Source organism: Paenibacillus sp. FSL L8-0158 (genome assembly GCF_038592965.1).
Taxonomy (GTDB): Bacteria; Bacillota; Bacilli; order Paenibacillales; family Paenibacillaceae; genus Paenibacillus; species Paenibacillus polymyxa_D.
Map to the genome: position 1 here is coordinate 3,394,514 of NZ_CP151949.1, position 20,453 is coordinate 3,414,966.

Here is a 20,453-nt window from a genome sequence, read left to right on the forward strand (position 1 = left end):
TTTGCAAGTATTCAATATAAAAAACGGACGCGAGTCCGCCCCCTTAAACGCTGATCGGTTTAAGATCCGGCACCTCGCGTCCCAACACACGGTAATATATCTCTTCATACTGACGGGTAATCAGCTCATCACAAAAAACGGTACGGGCGCGGGTCAGACACGCTTCACGGAAACGTTCCGCCATCGCTTCATCGGACAACAGCTCAACTGCATAATCAGCCATCGCCTCAGTATTACCGATTTCAGCAAGATACCCCGTACTTCCATGCACAACGAGTTCAGGAACTCCCCCGGCCTGAGAACCGATTGTCGGCACTCCACAGGCCATTGCTTCCAGCGCAACTAGACCAAAACTTTCTTTTTCCGAGGGAAGCAGCAACACATCCGCCATAGAAATCACTTCTGCGATCTGATCCTGCTTACCTAAAAAGAAGACCTTGTCTTGAAGACCTAAATCCTCAATTTTGCAACGGATTTTTGGTAGATCCGGTCCTTCCCCCACCAGCAGCAGCTTCGCAGGTACTTTTCGTTGCACTCTTTCAAATATATCCAGCACATCTCCCACCCTTTTGACAGGACGGAAATTGGAAATATGCATCATTATTTTTTCATGCGGTTGGGCAAAGTCTCTTCTAAGCGCAGCGGCATCTCGTGGATAATACACCCGTTTATCTACAAAATTGTAGGTTAAATCAATAGGCCGTGTAATTTCCAGCGCATCTATCGTCTCCCGAATCAAATCTTTGGAAACCGCCGTCACAGCGTCACTTTTGTTAATAGCCAGTCGAATCAGGTCCTTCAACGACTCATCCTGTGCCAACACTGTAATGTCCGTACCGTGCAAGGTGGTTACCACTTTCAGATGATCACCCACCATTTCCTTCGCCAAGTAAGCGCATACTGCATGTGGTACCGCATAATGAACATGGAGTACATCCAAATTCTTCATTTGTGCGACTTGGGCCATTTTGGTCGCCAGTGACAAATCATAGGGCGGATATCTAAACACGTAATAATCGTTAATTTCAACCTCATGATAAAAAATATTTTTCTGAAACGTCCCGCCTAATCTGAACGGAATGCTATTGGCAATAAAATGAACCTCGTGCCCTTTTTCTGCCAGCAACTTGCCCAGCTCAGTAGCCACTACGCCGGAACCACCCAGCGACGGATAACAGGTAATTCCAATTTTCAGTTTGTCATTCAAGCTAGCTGCCTCCTTCCGCTCACCAGTGATAACTTTTCTGCCGATTTATTTTAACACTCTGCAAAATGCTCAAGTATAGAATTCTTATGTGAATAGCTTAACCAGGTATGGCGTTTTGGACGCAAAGCCTTCTGCATACGAAATCAATTTGCGCTGACCCAACAACGAGTCGCGAGCTTTTACGCGTTCCACATATCCCTGATTTAATGGAGTGGATACTGTATCCTTTCCAGGCGCTGCCTGAAATTGCGAAGCATAACTCAATAACGACTGTTCCTTGACTTCATAATGCTCGGTGATATCCACAATCAAATCCGTTCTGCCAATATCATTGATAAAATAAAAATATAATTGCTCTACCTGTACCGCAGGATTTTCTGGCATAAAACGTCGCAACTTCGCGTTAAATACCGCTTCCTCCACCAACTTGCTGCACATGACATGGTCTGGATGCCGATCCTCCCAATAAGGAGCGAATACGACTTTCGGTGCATGGCGCCTGATTTCTGCTGTTACTGCAGCTACATGTTCAGGAGTTACATATAATCCACGATCAGGCAGACCCAAATTCGTCCGCACAGCAAGCCCGAGCACTTTCGAAGCATGTTCAGCTTCTGACATACGAGTATCCACATCACCATTGGAAGACATTTCAGCCCGCGTCAAATCGCACACGCCCACCTTTAAACCAGCGGCTGTATGCTTGGCAATCGTGCCTCCCATTCCTATTTCTGCATCGTCGGCATGGGCTCCAAAAATCAGGATATCCAGCGTCATTTTACATCACCCTGCTGTTCAATGCCCGGTTTATATTTATGTACCAACTCCCGCCAAGCAAAATCGCCCCGGTCTAGCGCTTTAACCAGTATTTCAGCAGTTGCAACGTTAGTTGCCAAAGGAATCCCCTGCACGTCACACAAACGTAACAAGGCACTAATGTCCGGCTCATGCGGTTGTGCCATGAGAGGATCACGCAAGAATATAATCAAGTCCATGTCATTTTGCGCAACCATAGCCCCGATTTGCTGATCTCCTCCAAGCGGCCCGGACATGAAACGGTGAATTTGAAGCTTGGTTTGCTCCATAATACGCAGACCTGTTGTACCTGTTGAAAATAACTTGTGATCTGTAAAAACATGCTCATAGGCCGTTATGAAATTTACCATTTCTTCCTTTTTTCGGTCATGCGCTATAAATGCAATCTTTAACATTCGAAGTTCCTCCTGCCTCATTCTATAATTTCATTCGTCCAATCATTCGCGTATTCTTAATCGATGTAATGCTCAAATCCATATACAAGCCCTGGCTGCTCCATGACCTTCTGAATACCGATTTTAACACCTGGCATATAGCCCGCCCGTTCATAAGAATCCTGACGAATCTTCAGAGATTGTCCAAACCCTCCGAATATCACTTCTTGCTGTGCGAACACACCGGGAAGACGGACACTGTGGACACGGAACCCTTGATAGTAACCTCCCCGTGATCCTTCTAACGTTTCTTCCTCTTCTGGGTTACCCTGTCGCAGCTCTTCACGCTGTTCGGCGATCAGTTCTGCGGTCTTAATAGCTGTGCCCGATGGCGCGTCCAATTTTTGGTCACCATGATACTCGATGATTTCCAGATGTGGGAAGTATTTCGCTGCCTGAGCCGCAAACCGCATCATCAAAATGACTCCAATCGAAAAGTTCGGCGCGATTAGACCACCAATTTGCTGCTCACGACACTGCTTGTCCAGTTCATTAATCTGTTCGGGGGTAAACCCTGTCGTTCCGATAACCGGACGTACTCCATACTTGATAGCAAGCGCTGTATGTGCGTACGCAAAACGCGGCCCCGTAAAATCGACCATGACATCCGCTCGACTATCCAGTAAAGCCTGCTCCACGTCCTCCACAATAGCGATACCCGCTTCCGGTAATCCGACGAGAAGGCCGGCATCACTGCCGGCATGTGTTCTGTTCACTGCGGCCACAAGCTGTAGTTCCTCATCCTGAAGAACCAATTTGACAACTTCACGGCCCATACGCCCTGCTGCTCCTACAACAGCCACTTTTATTGGTTCTGACATATCCCTACAACTCCTTATGCATCCATTTGTGTTAGATCTGTTCATTCATCTGCTGGCATAACTTCTTCATGAGGTTGGCAAGCTGCACATTGTGAGGAAACAGTGCAGCCGCCTCGCGAGCAGCCTGCACAGCTAGCTTATACTCATTCAATTCATCATAAATCAATGCGAGCAGCAAAAAAGCATCCCCACATAACGGATCGAGGGCTATTGCTCGTTCCAGTAGCAAAATCGCATCCTGACGCACCTGTGGCGTAGCTCTGTCGACATCCAGCATTTTTCTGGCCTTCTCCGTATGCTGCCTGGCTTCCTGCGCATGCAGATGGAGAACATATTCATCCTGCTGTGGAGCGAGACGAACCGCATGCTCTGCATATGCGAGAGCCTGCTCCAAACGACCACTACGAGCATAGGTAACCGAGCACCGGAAATAATGCTCCGCATGATCAGGCTGGGCTGAAATTGCTTTTTCAAACCATTCCACGGCCTGCTCAAAATCGTTCTGCAAAATGCACTGATAAGCTTTCTGAACGTATTCCTCCGCCTTCATGACACTGCACCTCCGGGTAACCGGTTTGGTACAGCATATGTACAAAACGCCTAATCGGTGTCCTTTTTGGTCCAACGATTCGCATCACGCGTGTTAAATTTATGCATAACCTTATCATGTGCCTCGGTCAAATTTATACCTAGCGAGTTCGCAAAGCAGACGGTGATGAACAAAATGTCCCCCAGCTCCAGCTCAATGGAATTGTCCGCCTCATCCGTTTTTTTCGGTTTCTCACCAAAGGAGTGATTGACTTCCCTCGCCAGTTCCCCGACTTCCTCAGACATCCGGGCCAACATCGCTAAAGGGCTAAAATACCCTTCCTTAAATTGAGATATATACTGGTCTACCTCACGTTGAATTTCATCTAATGATTTTTCCATGAAACACGCAATCCCCCCATGTGCAGGTTTATTCATATGTTATCGTAAAGCACATTTTAAAACAAATTTTTTTTAATTCAGGATTTTGCAAAATTCGATTCCAGTCGCTCCGAAGTGCAAGATATAGAGGAACTAAATTATTTCGATCTATGGCTTGTTCATTGAAAGTCGCTTATTGGATTTTCACAAAATCCTCAATTGTGTGCTTATGCTCCAAACTTACAGTCATCAGTCTTTTAAAGCTACCGTAAAAAGGTATACTACATATAAGGAGCTGCGATTAGCAAAATCAGCATGAAGTCGTTCTTCCTTAAACTGCTACTGCGAGGGATTATATGAAGATATCCAAGTCCATGGAACAGCTTAAAATGATTTTACCCATTGTGCTCGGGACCGCCATCTATGCATTCGGTCTGCTTTATTTTATTATACCCAGTAAACTGATGGAAGGTGGTATTACTGGGATCACCCTGCTGCTCAATTATGCTTTTTCGATTTCACCCTCTCTCTCCACATTAGTTCTGAACATTCCTTTATTTTTAATTGGATGGAAAATGCTTGGGGGCAAGCAAATTCTATATACAGGGGTAGGTATCGGGTCGCTCACTTTTTTTCTGTGGTTGTATGAAAAAATGATTCATCTCGGATGGATGGGAACATTTCAAACTGAACACGATTTTATACTTTCTTCATTATATGCGGGGGTTACGCTTGGGGCCGGATTAGGTATTGTGTTCCGCTTTGGCGGCACCACGGGCGGCTCGGATATAATCGCTCGTATTCTAAACCGGAAGTTTGGCTGGAGTATGGGAAGGATTATGCTGGTAATTGATATCGTCATTATCGGTGCTTCACTACTTTACATACCAAAAGAAAAAATTCTATATACATTAGTCGCCGTGTTCATCGCGTCCAAGATTATTGATTTTATACAAGAAGGCGCCTATTCCGCCAGAGCCTTTATGATTATCAGCGACCACACGATGGACATTGCGGATATTATTATTAGAGACATGGATCGCGGAGTTACTATTATTCCGGCTGTAGGTGCATTTTCCAAGCAGGCCAAGCATGTTGCCTATTGTGTCGTGCCTCGTCAGGAAATACGACGTTTGCACCAAATTGTTAAATCGGTTGATCCACGGGCGTTTATTATCATACAGGATGTGCATGATGTACATGGAGAGGGGTTCAAAGAGGAATAGCCCGGAAATCCGGGCGATGGGCTAACATATATGGATGGCTCAGCAGCCAACGACGCGAATGTTCGAATTTGCATCGTTATCCAGAGAAACCAGCTCGATATTTACGATAACCTGCATAGACCAGCGCCAGCAGAACAATCATGCCGATTGCCAATTCTGCCCGGCGCTCGCTTTCACGCGGGATAAATGGCGCCAGTGCAGTGGCGTCTTTTTCACGTCCAAACAAGGCATTAAACGTCGGATTTCCCTGATCCAACGCCCCTCTAATGGCTGAGGCATCTGCATGTTGCTGATCCCCCAATCCTTTGACGTAGGAAATCCATGAATCAGCCCGGACAACCTCACTTGTTCTGCCATGAATCAATGCTGCTGTACGGATCGTCTCATAATGGTCCTCCAGCACTGCGGCTCCAGCTTTGAAACCCTTCATGTTACCTTTAGCAAACTGGCTGTTCAAGCCGCTAACATCTTCTTTTAAAATCTTATAATACTGCTGCCATAAGGGCTGACGCGGATGTGCAAGCGCATCTGTCGCAAGTCGTAAATTGGCCGCAGCCTTCACCCACTCATCTGGTGATGCTTGGACGGACTGTGTAGCTTGCTGGACCTCAAGGATGCTGCCGGACAAAGCATGAATGGCCTCTACAGATAACGCTGCCTGCACCTGGCCGGTGCCAAACCATCGACTCACCTCGGCTACATCCGCGCGCGCTTTTTCAATGTTCCCGTCCATCACATCCCGATACAGTATCGCAGCTGCATGGTCCAGTTCCTCAATTTCTTTTGTATTTCCTATGGGTTTTGATTGATCACGCGCTTCTGCCACACCTGGAGGGACGCAGACGGACAGCAGCAGGACCATAGATAATACAACACTCAAAACAATACGTATCGTAATTTGAAACGTCTGACCCCTAATCATGGGACATCCCTCCTCACCTTACTGTATGGCAAGGTTACCGGGACTAGAACTTACTTCAAAATCAAAACCAAAACTTTGTGTAGCTAAATGATTAAAGCTCTTTCTTATTTTATGATCATCATGGATTCCTTTTTTAAATTTATATTCTTTTTGATTTATAACAATGTTCATCTCTATTTCTCCACTTTTACTTCCATTCGATTGCGCGCAAACATGGCAAGCCATGCTGCTACGATACTGACAAGAGTTAGCATATAGGTAAACGCACGCACTTGCGGTACATTATCCGTTAGCGTCTTTGGAAGATACGGATATATACCAAATGTATAATCCATCGTATCATTTAACAATGTCCAGAGTGCGGCTAGGCATAAAGCAGTCCATTTGCAGGTGAAAAAACGCACGAACAGTAACGCTTCAACCGCCATTGCCGTGTGAGATGCCACCAGCATCCAATCCTGCCATATCATATGTCCCCCCTGCGCAACTCCCCAAAAAATAATAGCTGAAGCCCATATGCCATATTTTACACTCGTGACAACTGCCAACGCCTCCATGATCTGTCGAATGACCTTCAAGCTCTTGAGACGCGGAGAATAGAGCAAAAATGCTATAGAGATCGTAAAAAACAGACTCGCCGTCGGACTATCAGGCACAAATACAATCTGCCACATCGGATGATAATTTAGAGTATATTCCAACTGCCCCCCATACCATATGTACCCATACACTGTTCCTACCAGATTACACCAGAACAGCAGCCACAAAAAAGGCCGGCTCGTCAAGAACGACCGGCTCCACAAATAAGATAACGACACGCCCTTCATCCTCCGTTCATACGACGGTTGCCTTGTACAGGCCCATCCTACAAAGACTATATCATATCCAAGCGTATCAAAAAAACCTGACCGCCGCTACAGTCAGGTTTGATGATTATAATCTCGAACCAACAATTGGTCTGAAATCCAACTTAGGGTTCCTAAGATTATTCTAACTCATTGCTTTCAGCTCATCCGTAAGATGACGAAAAGCTACTTCATCTCCGGAGGCTAGCGCCTCATCAATATCCTTGTAGAGTTTTTCACTCCGGTGTTTACGTAATGCCTCGTCCAAAACCATTTCAGCAGACAGGCCCAACATTACTTCATAAGTAACCTTCATTTTATCCATAGGATGCACCTCCAACATGAGTTTAAGAGATCCTATATTCTTTTCCTTTCGCCACATAGCTGTGTGCCGTTCGTGACATCCGCTGCAAATCTGCATCTGTCAATTCGCGCACCACTTTGGCAGGTGTACCGAGAGAAAGAGTATAGGGTGGTATTTTGGTATTTTCCGTAACGACCGACCCTGCTCCTATTAAAGCATATTCACCAAGCTCCGCTCCGTTGAGTACAATGGCCCCCATACCGATTAAAGTGCCTTTGCCTACCGTACAACCGTGGATTATTGCAGCATGACCTATCGAAATGTCATCCGCCAGCAACAGGGGCTGATCCGTGTTCACATGTCCCACGACACCGTCCTGAATATTGCAGCGTTCACCGATGATGATAGGCGCCATATCTCCGCGCAGTACGGCATTAAACCATACAGAGGAATCTTGGCCGATCGTTACTTTTCCGACAATTTTTGCTCCTTCTGCCACATAGACAGATGAATGGAGCTGTGGCATGTTTCCGTTATAGTGAATCAGCATCAACTTCACCCTCTCATTTTGGGTGAAATTCTATCAACATGTGTGTTGCTTGTCAATGGAGCCGTATACCCGAGTCGTTCCGCCCAATGCGGCACTCTCCCGCCAACTTCAGCCCCCAGGCTGTCATCTGTACAGAGGTTCCCGTCGAATGTTCACCCTGACGAAGCATACCCAAGTGAAGCATCATTCGTATAATTCTCTGATCAAAGACCGAACGGGGCGTATCATAGTAAAACGGTCGAATCAGTGGGCCGATATGTACAAAAAGCGACTCTGAGGACGTCCACGGCCTGGCACATTCTCCAATCCAGTAGACTAGAGAAAGCAAATTAGGAACGGCTCCTTTATACAATCTTAACCAAAACCTGAATAGCTGTATCATTTCTTCCTCAATTGTATGCTCCTGATGCGCTTCTCCCTTTGCCGTCAGCACAACCTGGTCCCCTTTCTCCTCGATGTACTTGGAGTGTCGGGCATAATCATACAGTAGGGCCATTCGGTCTGGATAAAACTTAAAAGAGGAACCATACCCGAAACGCCATCCTCCCTTACCCAAAAGTGGCTCCGCAATGTGCAAATGCTCCATCAGCTGCTGCTGATTGCGACGATACCAAGCTCCCTCGGGATTTAGCGGAACCTCATGCTGCCCCATGTATTGAAGGAAAAGCCGTAAATCCTCTGCCAGTAGATGCCCTTCATCCCGGTACGATGACGGTTCGCTTACCCGTGTCATTCCGCTTTGGAAGTCATGTACCATAACACGTCGAAAGCGCTCCTTCATATCCAACGGAATTTGGAACAAATACCTCGTGTTGTGCGTCGAACCGTTGAACAACCAGCCACTAGAACGCAGACGGGTCACAATATCTCTTGGCCGCTCACCAGGATTTTCGTCCTTCTCAACAGACTGTTTGGCTAATGCAATCAATTCCTCCATGCTGAAATACGGTCGGTCATCGAACAGCAGCGCGTTCAAAAACCTTACCTCTGACAACCTCAGCTCCTTGACCTGCGCCTCAAAAAAACTACTGCTGCCGAGCTTCGTCAAAATCCCCTGGATCAACTCATGCTTGGAATTAGGTTTACAGTCACAATCGTAATACACCGCGATTCTGTTCAAATGCACAATATCCGCAAATGTCAGCATATCCGCCAGATTCATTGTTCCATCGCCTCGTCACTGGACTGTCATCCGGAATTGATTCTTACCTGTTGTACCCACAGCTTTGACGGATTGTTCAAACTCTAAACCTCTTTTTTTGCAAAGGTATAATTAAAAAACAAAAAAAGACCACGACTTCTACGATGAGTAGAAGCCTTGGTCTTTCACTAACTTTTTGAGTTACAGTCACTTTTCTCTTGCAAATGCTTCGTGCAATTATACAAAAGTGGTGTCCAATCCATATCCTCACGCTGAAGTACACTAAGTGACAAATTGCCGATTCGTTCCGTGAATTTTTCCTGATACAGAGCCTTATACAAATTAGCCAAAAAACCACCGTGGGAAACGACCAGCAGATTCTTGTCCCGATTTTCCGTCCAAATGGCCTCCATAAAAGCTAGTCCGCGAAGCTGAAGATCCGCATTGCTTTCCTGCCCTAGATCCAGCAAATGCCAGTCGACTCCCCACTTCTCTTCACGTTCGGCCTGTGTCATGCCCTCGACCTGACCATAAGCACGTTCTCTTAGTCGATCATCAGGCTCTAGCAACGGGAGATGCAGAGCCGAAGCAATAATCTCCCCGGTCTCTTTCGCTCTGGAGAGACTACTTGTAATAAGCCCGTCCCAATGATAAGACTCTTCCTTTAATCGTTCTGCCAGCAAACGTGCCTGCCGGCGCCCTTCCTCATTTAACGGAATATCACTGTGGCCCTGTATTTTCCCTACCGCATTCCAATCCGTCAATCCATGTCTGATCAAGCCAATAAGCATCGTGTCGTTTCCTCCGCTGTTTTGTTATTCAGGCATTGTTATGAATTCATATTGGAGTCCAGCTGTCCTGCTAACTTCTGACCCTTCTCGTCCGATGGATCCAGCCCAGAGAAAATAAAGCAAGCGCAAGCGCCAATACAGACAACAGCATCCAGTATTGCGGATAAGTAGGTACAATGCTAGCAACTAGCGGGTCCATAATGCCACTATTCACATCTTTAATGTGGTATTGATATTGTGGAGATGTACTTGTAGTTTCCAACAGGCCTGTCGGTAAAATACCCGTGTCCATGACAGGAGCTGCTTGAGGGGGATTTTCCTGAGAGGAGCTTCCATTCCAGTTCAAAAACAAAAAACTGCATAAAAATACGGCCAAGAAGCCGGCGATCCATACAGACATATACTTACGAGCTGCTGGGTTCACACGCGCACGTCGATGCTCACCCGGAACAAGCCACGGTGATTCTTCATAAATTCGATCCATGACTCTGCGATTCATGGCCTCTAGCTTATCATCTGTTATTTCAAAGGAAATATCACGAATAGCGGATCGATTTTCTTTTGACAAATCCCACTCTTTTTCTTCCGAACCATGTTCCCACCCAGCAGACGAGCTTTTGGCCCGTCTGCGCTCCGAGTCTTGTTTCGATACATTTTTGCCTGTAGCGAACAAATCCTCAGTGTCCCTGGATTTCATTGGCTGCTCATCCCTTCGTTTTCCTCATAGAGAGGCTCAAAAAAATAAGGCTCCAACTGCGTCTTCACACTGGTTCTTGCCCGGAAAAGCAATGATTTCACCGCACTGACCGTCTGTCCTAAAATAGTCGCAATCTCCTGATAATCTAATTGCTCATATTCACGCAAAATCAGCGCAGATCGCTGCTTCTCAGGCAATCTATTGATCGCTTCACGAACCATCTCTACCTTCTCACCGCGAAGGACAGCCTGCTCCGGAATTACATCCGATGGAGCTACCGGTACATAACCGCTCTCCTCCAATGGAACCTGACCGCTACGGTGCTTGCGAAGCTCACTTAGCACCGTATTGCGTGCAATTGTATATAACCAAGTGGAGAACGATGCGTCTACCTCGCGAAAAGAGTGCAGGCTCCGATACGCTTTATAAAACGTCTCCGAGCATAAGTCCTCAGCAATCATTTCCAGGTTCGAACTTTTCAGCATATGATAAACAAAAGCTAAAATTTTACGTTGGTGACGCCTCATTAATTCTGAATAAACCTCAACATTACCTTGTTTGATTTCCTGAATCATCTGGGAATCTGTCATCATCCGAGTGAGACCCTCCTCGCCCATACATGTGCTGTTTTCCCGTTCGATTCTGTCTATATATACCGAACAGGTCAAAAAAAGTTGCGCCCTCTGCGCAAATGGATGAAACAGCATCATGGAACATTTGTTATTTTCTTACCCTATGTAGTGCCAACATTAACGGTGCTATCCCCAACAATATTCAACATCCAAAATGGACTTACCCATTGTACCACAAAATGACCGCCAGTAAAAAAGTCCAAAATCCCCACGATTTCCATCAATGCCTCCCTAACGCTGGCAACTGATTCATTTATACAGCTTTTCAATGGATTTTAAATTATTTCAAGATCAAATGACAAACTCACTGAAAGCGGGCCATTCAAATAAACCAAATAGGATAATTACACAAAAAGAAAACGCTTTAAAAAAATATTGACAAAATGAAAACGTATACATATAATAAAAGTACAGTATGGTTTCTCTCCACTCCTATCCTACTCAGCTACTTCACTAAAAGTAGCTACCACCCGGGGCTTTACCCGGGTGGCTTTTTTTTGTTTCCTTTTAATAATAATAGTAAGAAGGACTATTCCATTTGCCTACAAATAACAAAAAAGCGGGCGAAGAGACCTTCGCCCGCTTTAAATCTTTTCCTGCTCCTTCACTCCCGGAAAAAATGGTGCTTTTAAGGCGGTCAGTAGCGCAGAGGTTCATTTGAATCTGGAGAAGCGTAGCGTTCGCCTTTGCCTGCGGATTTTCCCCTTTGAACATATATTCAGAAAATCCGCAGGCAACAGCGATCGTAAGATCAAATGAATCGCGGAGCGGTGCCCCTTTAACCAACACACACTTTCCTACCTTATACCACCACTTTATAACCCATCGAATCCAGTAGAGTCTTGGCACGCTCCCAATCCTGCTCTTGACGGAAGGAAAGCCGCATGATGCCTGGGACATCCTCCCGGCTTTCAATGATTTGCATATTGCTCAGATTAATGCTGTGATTCCCCAGTTCCATAGCAATTCGCCCGATAATCCCTGGGGTATCCGGTACATCAATATACAGATCAAACGTAGAGACGATGACTCCTTTGCGACGCTCTGGCAGTTCACTGCGGAAGTGCCCAGCTTTCAAAAACTCGTCAGCGATTCCCTCACCGTCTTGTATTCTCAGTAAGTGGGTAAAACGCTCAATCTGCCCGTTCCATTCTTCCAACAGGCCTAGTAAAACTTCACGATTGCTCAGTAAGATGTCCCGCCACACAACCGGATCACTAGAGGCTATCCGTGTAATATCACGGAACCCACCGGCAGCCAATGTACGGTACAACGGATTTTCATCATTATGCTTTCGTACCTGATTCACCAGTGCCGCTGCAATAATGTGCGGAAGATGGCTAATCGCACCGACAATGTCATCGTGCATATCTGGTTGGACACGCACAACATGAGCACTGGTATATTTTAATAAACGTTCCAGTGAACTATATGCTTCCTCAGGCACACCCTCTGCCGGGGAAAGCACATAATATGCGTTTTCAAACAACAATGCGGAAGCAGCCTTTACACCGGAACGCTCCGAACCAGCCATCGGATGACCACCGATAAAGTAAGCGTTGCGCAAAGTAATTTCTGATGCTTTTTTGGCGATTGCCGATTTTGTGCTGCCTACATCAGTGATAATACAACCCGCTTTAAGCGGTAGCTTGCTTAACAGTTCGAGATAATGCTCCAATAAGCCCACAGGTACGCATAAAAAAATAAAATCGGCATCCTCTGCCGCTTCTTCAACCGAGAGAGTCGCGGTGTCCACGACACCACGGCTTAACATCGGTTCCATCAGTTCAGGGAGATGGGCATGGCCGACAACAGTAATATCCGGCTTCCCTTTAAAACAAAGTGCGAGGGACCCACCTATCAGTCCCACGCCGAAAATGGCAATCTTCATCAATTATCAAATCCCATCTGCGGAAATTATAGGCGTACTTTCGCCGCTTCCGCCCCCAGGACCTGTTCCAGCGCACGAATAAACAACTCATTTTGCGGTTGTGATCCAACGGACACCCTAATATATGTCGGATATTTGTGATGACCTGCGCGAATAATCACACCTTTACGAAGCAACTCCTGGAATACCTCACCGGATGGACGACGTACATCCAGCATAATAAAATTACCATGTGCCGGGAAAGACTCCAATCCCAGACGCTTCAGCTCATTTTGCAAATAAGCTCTGCCCTCTGCATTACGATCCCGGCATTCTTGAACAAATTCCTGGTCTTCCAAAGCAGCAATGGCCGCAGCCTGTGCTACCCGTGAAGTATTAAACGGTTCACGAACTTGATTTATCAAGCGAATAATGGACTCGGCTCCCATACCATAACCAATGCGCAGCGAAGCAAGCCCATAGATTTTGGAGAAGGTGCGTAGTACAACCAGATTTTCATACACTGGCAACAAACGAATGCCGTCGGGATAAGAACGATCCGTCACAAACTCGGCGTAGGCTTCATCCAGTACAACCATGATATGCTTTGGTACTTGGTCCAAAAACGCAATCAGCTCTGCTTCGGGCACAATCGTGCCCGTCGGGTTATTTGGATTACAGATCCAAATAATTTTCGTACGGTCATTGATGCGGGACAGCATAGCATCCAAATCATGTACACCGTCACGCAAAGGCACCTCGACTGCAACCGCTCCCTCAATTTCCACATTACTTTTGTATACGGAAAATGTCTGATCGGCCATAATACTTTCTTCCCCAGGAAGGAGGAAAGCACGCGTAATCAACGCAATAATTTCGTCAGATCCGCAGCCATAGATAAACTGATCCTCTTTTAAACCCGTCCGTTTAGCTAATGCCTGTGTCAAAGCTACCGCACTTCCGTCAGGATATACACTAATGTTAGCAAACTCCTGCTGAATGGCCTGCAACACTTTAGGAGAGCTACCATACGGATTCTCGTTCGAGGCGAGCTTGATGACTTCATCAAGTCCCAGCTCACGTTTTACGTCTTCAATCGGTTTACCGGGCTGATATACTGGCAAATGTACAATATGCGGTTTAGGTTGCATGCCCCTACCTCCTCTATCCAATCAGAACATATTTATGACTATCCATTTTGACACCCACTACTGCTTTAATTGTGCCACAAAATTATGAATTTGCAAAAGACCTTCTTGTCTGCGCGCGGAATCATCCAGCAATGGAATGGCCTCCTCCACCTGACGTACAATAGCACTACCGACCACAACTCCATCGCAAATGTTTGAAAACCGGGCTACCTGTTCTGGAGTAGAGATCCCGAAGCCGACCGCTACCGGAATATCCGTATGCCGTTTGACCTGCGCGATAAAGCCCTCTATACCTTCAAAAAAGGAAGCTCTTTCCCCGGTTACACCCAGCGAGGATACACAGTATACAAATCCACGGGCCTGACGGACAATTCGCTCGATCCGCTGTTCAGAAGTTGGAGCCACCAGAGGGATCAGATGCACACCCACCTCTGCTGCCCGTCCTCCCAGCTCCTCCGCTTCCTCAAGCGGAAGATCCGGAATAATCAGACCGCTGATACCGTGCTCCTGCAAGCCTGCAAAAAAAGCATCCATCCCCATCTGTAATACAGGGTTATAATACGTGAACAGAATAAAAGGCAGGCTTGAACCTGCCGCCCTAGCCAAAGAAGCGGTCTCCATGCACGTGCGGATGGAAATTTGCCGTTTCAGTGCACGCTCAGACGCGCGCTGAATTACAGGACCATCAGCCAGCGGGTCGGAATAGGGTACACCCAGTTCCAATATGTCAGCTCCGGCCGACTCTAACTGCCGAATGATCTCTATCGTCGTATCCACATCCGGGTCGCCTACCGTCAGAAAAGGAATTAATGCCGTTTTGCCTTCATTTTTAAGGCGATCAAACGCCTGATCAATTAAATTCATGACGGATTTCCTCCCAATACTTGATAATGGAGTCCACATCTTTATCCCCTCGTCCAGACAAACAAATAACAATAATATCATCTGCCGTCAACGTAGGTGCCAGCTTGACGACCTGTGCAACTGCATGTGCCGACTCTAATGCAGGAAGTATTCCTTCGGTACGGCAGAGAAGCTGAAGCGCATCCAGCGCTTCCTGATCGGTAATCGGAACATATTTGGCCCGCTCAATATCTTTCAGGTATGAATGCTCGGGTCCAACACCTGGATAATCCAGTCCAGCTGAGATGGAATGCGCAGGCTGCACTTGTCCATACTCATCCTGAAGCAGATAACTCATAGAGCCTTGGAAGACCCCTTGTGTTCCCTTGGTCATCGTAGCTGCATGGAATTCCGTTTCGACACCTTTTCCAGCGGCCTCCACGCCAATCAAAGCGACACCCTGATCCTCAATAAAAGGATAAAACATGCCGATGGCATTGCTTCCGCCACCGATCGCTGCCACGATGACATCCGGAAGTCTGCCTTCCTTCTCTAGGATCTGGCGACGTGTTTCATCACCAATCACGCGTTGGAAGTCCCGCACCATCATTGGATACGGATGCGGGCCGACAGCTGAACCCAAAATATAAAACGTATCATGGACATGGCTGACCCAGTAACGCAAAGCTTCATTCCCGGCATCCTTAAGTGTACGTGTACCCGATGTCACCGGAATGACCTCTGCACCCAAAAGCTGCATCCGAAAAACGTTCAGCTGTTGGCGCACAGTATCCTCTTCGCCCATAAACACTTTGCATTCCAATCCGAGCAACGCAGCCACAGTCGCTGTCGCGACACCATGCTGTCCTGCGCCTGTTTCAGCAATGACCTTCTGTTTACCCATACGCTTCGCCAGCAATCCCTGAGCTAACGCATTATTGATCTTGTGGGCACCGGTATGATTTAAATCTTCGCGCTTCAAGTAAATTTTAGCCCCGCCCAAATGCTGGCTCAGACGCTCCGCATGATAAAGCGGCGTTTCCCGACCAGAATAGTCCTTTAGGAGCCCGTTCAACTCTGCTTTAAACTCGGGATCATCCGCGTACTTACGGTAGGATTCCTCCAATTCAATCAATGCGTTCATCAACGTTTCCGGTACAAAACGTCCTCCAAAAGTTCCAAAACGTCCGTTGTTATCAGGTAATTGTGTCATGCCCGCTTCACCCTTTCTACGAATGCTGTGATTTTTGCAAAGTCCTTGACTCCGTTCGTCTCTACACCGCTGGATACATCCAGCCCATCGGGATGATACTCATGAACCAGCTTTTCCGCATTATCGGCAGTCAGCCCGCCGGCTACAAACAAAGGAATCCCATGTTGATGGGTCCAAGCCTGATAGGCAGGAATTCGATCCCACGCAAACGTTTTTCCAGAACCGCCACCATACAGGGGATCGTATGTATCGAGCAGTAAAGCATCAATTGTTCCGACATAGGCAGCCAATTTGTCAGCCGATTGTTCTCTCTGTCCTTGACTGTCCACAGACCATGCCTTGAATACCTGTATACCAAAATGCTCCCTGATTTCCCGACAGCGCTCTGGACTCTCCTGTCCATGCAGCTGTATGACATCCAAGGGTGCTTTCTCCATCACATCATTTAACAGTGCATCACCAGGGTTCACAAATACGCCCACGCTGCGCGGTCTGCTGCCTGAGGTCCATTCATCCAATACGCGAAGCAGCTCTCCAGCCTGTACGCCGTCAATCCGGCGCTTGCTGTCGGCAAACACAAAACCTATATAATCGACCGGTAAGTTTACCATAGATTTTAGCACTTCAACGCTTTGAAGTCCACAAATTTTTACGCCCGTTTTGTTCATGCTTTAATCCCGTCCATCAATTCAGTTACAGCCTGTCCTACATCTTCCTTGCGCATCAGATGCTCCCCTACCAGGATGCCGTGTGCACCCACCGAATGCAGATACTTTACATCTTCCGGTCCCGCAATTCCGCTCTCACTGATGAACGTAATCCCTTTAGGAATTAGTGAGATCAGCTCCTCTGTCGTCTGGAGACGAGTCTCGAATGTTCGCAGATTTCGGTTATTTACGCCAATCAAGGTTGCTGTCCCCAGCTCCAGCACCGCTTTAAGCTCCTCACTGTCATGCACCTCTACCAATGCGTCCAGCCCGAGGTTCTTGGCAATTTGTAAAAAGGACCCTAATACACGCGGTTCCAGTATAGCGGCAATCAACAGCACCGCATCCGCTCCCAGCAAACGAGCTTCATATATTTGCCGTTCATCAATGATAAAATCCTTTCGCAGCAGCGGAATCTTCACCTGATCGCGAATTTGCAGTAAATATTCAGGACTTCCCTGAAAATACGTCACATCTGTCAGTACAGAAATGCAATCCGCCCCTGCTCCCTCATATGCACGTGCAATGTCCACCGGATGGAAATCCGGTCGAATCAGCCCTTTGGAAGGGGAAGCCTTCTTCACCTCAGCAATCAGTCCGAGCGGACGGTTGCGTCCGCTCGCGATCGCATTTTCGAATCCTCTCGTCGCAGGTAAATCAACAATTAATCGTTCAGCTTTACTTATTTGAAAATGCTCCTTAAGTTGCTCCACTTCTTGTCGCTTCGTCACCACAATTTTATCAAGATACATATTGATATTCCCCCGTTGCCTGTATTAATTGGTCCAGCTTGGAAAGTGCCCGTCCCGAGTCAATGGCTTCGGCCGCTCGTGCTACTCCGTCCGTCAAGGTAGCTGCTGCACCTGATACATAAATGCACGCTCCTGCATTCGCTAACACAACATCCCGATAAGCTCCATGCTCTCCGTTTAAAATTCGTCGTATGATATCTGCGTTAACCTGTGCGTCACCGCCCAGCACCTGATCAAGAGAATGCGTCTGCAAGCCCAAATCCGACGGATGAAGCTCGAACGTGTGAACCTTGCCGTCCCTTAGCTCGGATACTCGTGTCGCAGCTGAAATACTAATTTCATCTAGACCATCCAGACTACTGACAACCATGGCCCGTTTGGAGCCTAGCCGGTTCAATACCTCGGCAATGACTTCCGTTTTGTTGGCGTCATAAATGCCCAACAACTGCCGATCCGCACCAGCCGGATTCGTCAATGGACCCAGCATATTGAATACCGTCCGCACACCCAGCTCGCGGCGCGGCGCGGCGGCATGCTTCATAGACGGATGATACAGCTGTGCGAATAAAAAGCAAATGCCGATTCGGTCCAGACATGACCTAGCCTGATCACTCGTCAAATGAATGTTGACTCCCAATGCCTCCAGGACATCAGCGCTCCCGGCACGGCCACTTGCAGAACGATTGCCATGCTTTGCTACCCGTACAGACACCGAAGCTGCGATGATCGCGGATATCGTGGAAATATTAAACTTGTGAATACCCGAACCTCCAGTACCACATGTGTCCAGCAGACGACCGTTGCCTTCCTCAGCTTGCACTGGACTAGCGTAGCTACGCATAGCCTCGGCAAAACCAGTGATTTCATCTACCGTTTCCCCTTTGAGGCGAAGAGCCGTCAGCAGCCCGCCAATTTGCGCCTGTGTAGCACTCCCACTCATAATCTGTTCCATTACGCTCCGGGCCTCCGTACGCGAAAGATGCTGTCCCTCAATGATCCGGCTTAACCCCACTTGCATCATGTCATGTCGTTCCATTGTCGTCTCCTCCTCAAAATCAGATTTTTGCGTGTTATGGAGTGTACAAATAATCCTGGTTGATGACGCTGTTATAGGGCTGTGTCGTTGCCGGGAACATCACTTCTGCCGTGCGGATTGCCTTCAGCAATGCCTTTGCTTTGTTCACCGTCTCCTGATACTCGCTTTCCGGAACCGAGTCCCACACAATTCCAGCGCCTGCCTGGACATAAGCCCGGTTCTTTTTAAACACAATCGTGCGAATCGTAATGCAAGCGTCCATATTGCCCGAGAAGCCCAAATATCCAATCGCCCCTGCATAGGGTCCACGTGCTTCCCGCTCCAACTCAGCAATAATCTCCATGGCCCGCAGCTTCGGTGCCCCTGATACGGTGCCGGCTGGCAGACAAGACAGGAAAGCATCGAAGAAATCTTTGTCCTCACGTAGCTCACCTGACACATTGGATACAATGTGCATGACATGAGAATAGCGTTCAATCTCCATGAACGTGTCGCATTTGACTGTGCCAAACTGTGATACACGTCCCAAATCATTTCTTCCCAAATCGACCAGCATCAGATGTTCTGCACGTTCTTTTTCATCCTTCAGCAGTTCTTCAGCAAGCGCCGCATCTTCTGACTCCGTTACGCCACGCGGTCTCGTTCCCGCAATAGGACGGGTCTCTACCCGGCCGTTTTCCACCTTGACGAGTGCCTCAGGCGAAGTGCCTACGATGATCTCGTCATCCATTTTCAAATAATACATGTATGGCGACGGGTTCATCGTGCGCAGCACGCGGTAAACCTGTAAAGGAGAGGCCTCTGTATCAATGTGAAAACGTTGGGATAGTACAACCTGAAAAATATCACCGGATCGGATATACTCCTTCGCCTGCTCTACGTTTGATATGAACTGTTCCTTCGTCACATTGGATTGAATTTCACCCAGTTCCACATCATCAGGAATGGAGGCCGATCCTAATCGCTCAGGCTGAGGCTGCTTGCGCAGATACTGTGCCGTTTCCTCCAACTTGCGTTCTACATCAGCATAAGCAGCACGAATATCCTCATCGCGGAACCCTTCGCCTACATGAACATTGCCGACCAGCAAAATTTGCTGTTTCACATGATCAAAGACAATGACTTGATCGCAGAACATAAAACGAATATCATCCATATTCAAATCATCTACCGAATGCTCTGGCAGCTTTTCATAATATTGAAGCAGGTCATATCCAAAAAATCCGATAGCCCCGCCTGTAAATGGAGGCATTTCTTTCAGTTTCGGACTACGGTATTTACGAAGCAATGTTTTGAGCTCTTCAATCGGCTTGTCGTTTAATATTTGCCGTTTACCGTGTTGTTCCAATATTAAACGTCCTTTTTTACCCGAGACCATTAGAAACGGATCTGTACCGATGAACGAATGTCGCGCCCACTGCTCGCCTCCCTCTACACTCTCTAGCAGAAAGGCACGGTCCCGCTCGGCATACCGACGGAAAATCCGAATCGGCGTCTCCATATCAGCCAGCACTTTTTTGTACACAGGAATCAGGTTAAATTCACTCGCCATCGTTATCACTTGCTCCACATGCGGCGTTAACATG

The 20,453-nt window shown here is 47.3% G+C and carries 25 protein-coding genes; 1 reads left to right on the forward strand and 24 read right to left on the reverse strand.

From position 1 onward, the window contains the following. Positions 1-43 precede the first annotated feature (43 nt). The 6 genes from bshA to NSQ68_RS14745 form a co-directional block, all read right to left on the reverse strand. Positions 44-1,207: an N-acetyl-alpha-D-glucosaminyl L-malate synthase BshA gene (bshA, locus tag NSQ68_RS14720; protein ID WP_029517362.1), complete on the reverse strand. Its 1,164-nt coding sequence runs from the start codon at positions 1,205-1,207 to the stop codon at positions 44-46. An 84-nt stretch (positions 1,208-1,291) separates the two neighbouring features. Further along, a complete protein-coding gene (gene bshB1 / locus NSQ68_RS14725) occupies positions 1,292-1,984 on the reverse strand; it encodes a bacillithiol biosynthesis deacetylase BshB1 (RefSeq protein WP_029517361.1) in 693 nt (230 codons plus the stop codon). Beyond that, entirely contained in the window at positions 1,981-2,418 is a 438-nt protein-coding gene (mgsA, locus tag NSQ68_RS14730) for a methylglyoxal synthase (protein WP_307346073.1), read from the reverse strand. The genes bshB1 and mgsA overlap by 4 nt, the downstream gene beginning before the upstream one ends. Positions 2,419-2,474: 56 nt before the next feature. Further along, positions 2,475-3,278, reverse strand: coding sequence for a 4-hydroxy-tetrahydrodipicolinate reductase (gene dapB, locus NSQ68_RS14735; RefSeq protein WP_069289816.1), 804 nt, complete (start codon positions 3,276-3,278; stop codon positions 2,475-2,477). 31 nt (positions 3,279-3,309) lie between these two features. Continuing rightward, on the reverse strand, positions 3,310-3,828 hold the full coding sequence (locus NSQ68_RS14740; RefSeq protein ID WP_013310696.1) for a tetratricopeptide repeat protein: 519 nt from the start codon (positions 3,826-3,828) through the stop codon (positions 3,310-3,312). 50 nt (positions 3,829-3,878) lie between these two features. Next, complete coding sequence (locus NSQ68_RS14745) at positions 3,879-4,208, reverse strand: nucleotide pyrophosphohydrolase (RefSeq protein ID WP_007430805.1); 330 nt, start codon at positions 4,206-4,208, stop codon at positions 3,879-3,881. A gap of 335 nt (positions 4,209-4,543) precedes the next feature. Between NSQ68_RS14745 and NSQ68_RS14750 the strand changes: the two genes are divergently transcribed. Continuing rightward, entirely contained in the window at positions 4,544-5,413 is an 870-nt protein-coding gene (locus tag NSQ68_RS14750) for a YitT family protein (RefSeq protein WP_250239232.1), read from the forward strand. 76 nt (positions 5,414-5,489) lie between these two features. On the opposite strand, the gene NSQ68_RS14755 is transcribed toward NSQ68_RS14750, so the two are convergent. The 18 genes from NSQ68_RS14755 to trpE all read right to left on the reverse strand — a co-directional run bounded on the left by NSQ68_RS14755 (position 5,490) and on the right by trpE (position 20,452). Next, positions 5,490-6,335, reverse strand: a complete 846-nt coding sequence (locus NSQ68_RS14755; RefSeq protein WP_342426381.1) for a sporulation protein YpjB — start codon at positions 6,333-6,335, stop codon at positions 5,490-5,492. Positions 6,336-6,353: 18 nt separating this feature from the next. Beyond that, entirely contained in the window at positions 6,354-6,506 is a 153-nt protein-coding gene (locus NSQ68_RS14760; protein ID WP_342426382.1) for a hypothetical protein, read from the reverse strand. Between the two features lie 2 nt (positions 6,507-6,508). Then, a complete protein-coding gene (locus NSQ68_RS14765; protein WP_307346094.1) occupies positions 6,509-7,153 on the reverse strand; it encodes a DUF1405 domain-containing protein in 645 nt (214 codons plus the stop codon). A 172-nt stretch (positions 7,154-7,325) separates the two neighbouring features. Next, entirely contained in the window at positions 7,326-7,505 is a 180-nt protein-coding gene (locus NSQ68_RS14770) for an IDEAL domain-containing protein (protein WP_013371655.1), read from the reverse strand. Between the two features lie 22 nt (positions 7,506-7,527). Beyond that, the gene (locus tag NSQ68_RS14775) at positions 7,528-8,034 is read right to left on the reverse strand and encodes a gamma carbonic anhydrase family protein (RefSeq protein WP_307346098.1); all 507 of its coding nucleotides are present in this window, start codon (positions 8,032-8,034) and stop codon (positions 7,528-7,530) included. A gap of 52 nt (positions 8,035-8,086) precedes the next feature. Continuing rightward, positions 8,087-9,196 (reverse strand): hypothetical protein, encoded by a 1,110-nt coding sequence (locus tag NSQ68_RS14780; protein WP_342426383.1) that lies wholly within the window; start codon positions 9,194-9,196, stop codon positions 8,087-8,089. Positions 9,197-9,363: 167 nt separating this feature from the next. After that, complete coding sequence (locus tag NSQ68_RS14785; protein WP_342426384.1) at positions 9,364-9,966, reverse strand: histidine phosphatase family protein; 603 nt, start codon at positions 9,964-9,966, stop codon at positions 9,364-9,366. A gap of 70 nt (positions 9,967-10,036) precedes the next feature. After that, complete coding sequence (locus NSQ68_RS14790; RefSeq protein ID WP_307346106.1) at positions 10,037-10,663, reverse strand: anti-sigma factor; 627 nt, start codon at positions 10,661-10,663, stop codon at positions 10,037-10,039. Then, a complete protein-coding gene (locus NSQ68_RS14795) occupies positions 10,660-11,256 on the reverse strand; it encodes an RNA polymerase sigma factor (RefSeq protein ID WP_013310707.1) in 597 nt (198 codons plus the stop codon). Before NSQ68_RS14795 ends, NSQ68_RS14790 begins: the two co-directional genes overlap by 4 nt. Positions 11,257-11,802: 546 nt before the next feature. Further along, positions 11,803-12,084, reverse strand: a complete 282-nt coding sequence (locus NSQ68_RS14800) for a hypothetical protein (protein ID WP_342426385.1) — start codon at positions 12,082-12,084, stop codon at positions 11,803-11,805. Between the two features lie 13 nt (positions 12,085-12,097). Then, a complete protein-coding gene (locus NSQ68_RS14805; protein WP_342426386.1) occupies positions 12,098-13,186 on the reverse strand; it encodes a prephenate dehydrogenase in 1,089 nt (362 codons plus the stop codon). Positions 13,187-13,212: 26 nt separating this feature from the next. Next, complete coding sequence (gene hisC / locus NSQ68_RS14810) at positions 13,213-14,316, reverse strand: histidinol-phosphate transaminase (RefSeq protein ID WP_307346116.1); 1,104 nt, start codon at positions 14,314-14,316, stop codon at positions 13,213-13,215. A 57-nt stretch (positions 14,317-14,373) separates the two neighbouring features. Continuing rightward, the gene (gene trpA / locus NSQ68_RS14815) at positions 14,374-15,180 is read right to left on the reverse strand and encodes a tryptophan synthase subunit alpha (protein WP_307346119.1); all 807 of its coding nucleotides are present in this window, start codon (positions 15,178-15,180) and stop codon (positions 14,374-14,376) included. Further along, positions 15,167-16,372: a tryptophan synthase subunit beta gene (gene trpB / locus NSQ68_RS14820; RefSeq protein WP_342426387.1), complete on the reverse strand. Its 1,206-nt coding sequence runs from the start codon at positions 16,370-16,372 to the stop codon at positions 15,167-15,169. Before trpB ends, trpA begins: the two co-directional genes overlap by 14 nt. Next, positions 16,369-17,040 (reverse strand): phosphoribosylanthranilate isomerase, encoded by a 672-nt coding sequence (locus tag NSQ68_RS14825; protein WP_307346123.1) that lies wholly within the window; start codon positions 17,038-17,040, stop codon positions 16,369-16,371. The genes trpB and NSQ68_RS14825 overlap by 4 nt, the downstream gene beginning before the upstream one ends. Continuing rightward, complete coding sequence (gene trpC, locus NSQ68_RS14830; protein WP_342426388.1) at positions 17,037-17,831, reverse strand: indole-3-glycerol phosphate synthase TrpC; 795 nt, start codon at positions 17,829-17,831, stop codon at positions 17,037-17,039. Before trpC ends, NSQ68_RS14825 begins: the two co-directional genes overlap by 4 nt. After that, the gene (trpD, locus tag NSQ68_RS14835; protein WP_342426389.1) at positions 17,821-18,867 is read right to left on the reverse strand and encodes an anthranilate phosphoribosyltransferase; all 1,047 of its coding nucleotides are present in this window, start codon (positions 18,865-18,867) and stop codon (positions 17,821-17,823) included. Before trpD ends, trpC begins: the two co-directional genes overlap by 11 nt. A gap of 34 nt (positions 18,868-18,901) precedes the next feature. Continuing rightward, positions 18,902-20,452 carry an anthranilate synthase component I gene (gene trpE, locus NSQ68_RS14840; RefSeq protein ID WP_342426390.1) on the reverse strand — a complete coding sequence of 517 codons (1,551 nt, stop codon included), beginning with the start codon at positions 20,450-20,452 and terminating at the stop codon, positions 18,902-18,904. Between the last annotated feature and the right edge of the window lies 1 nt (position 20,453).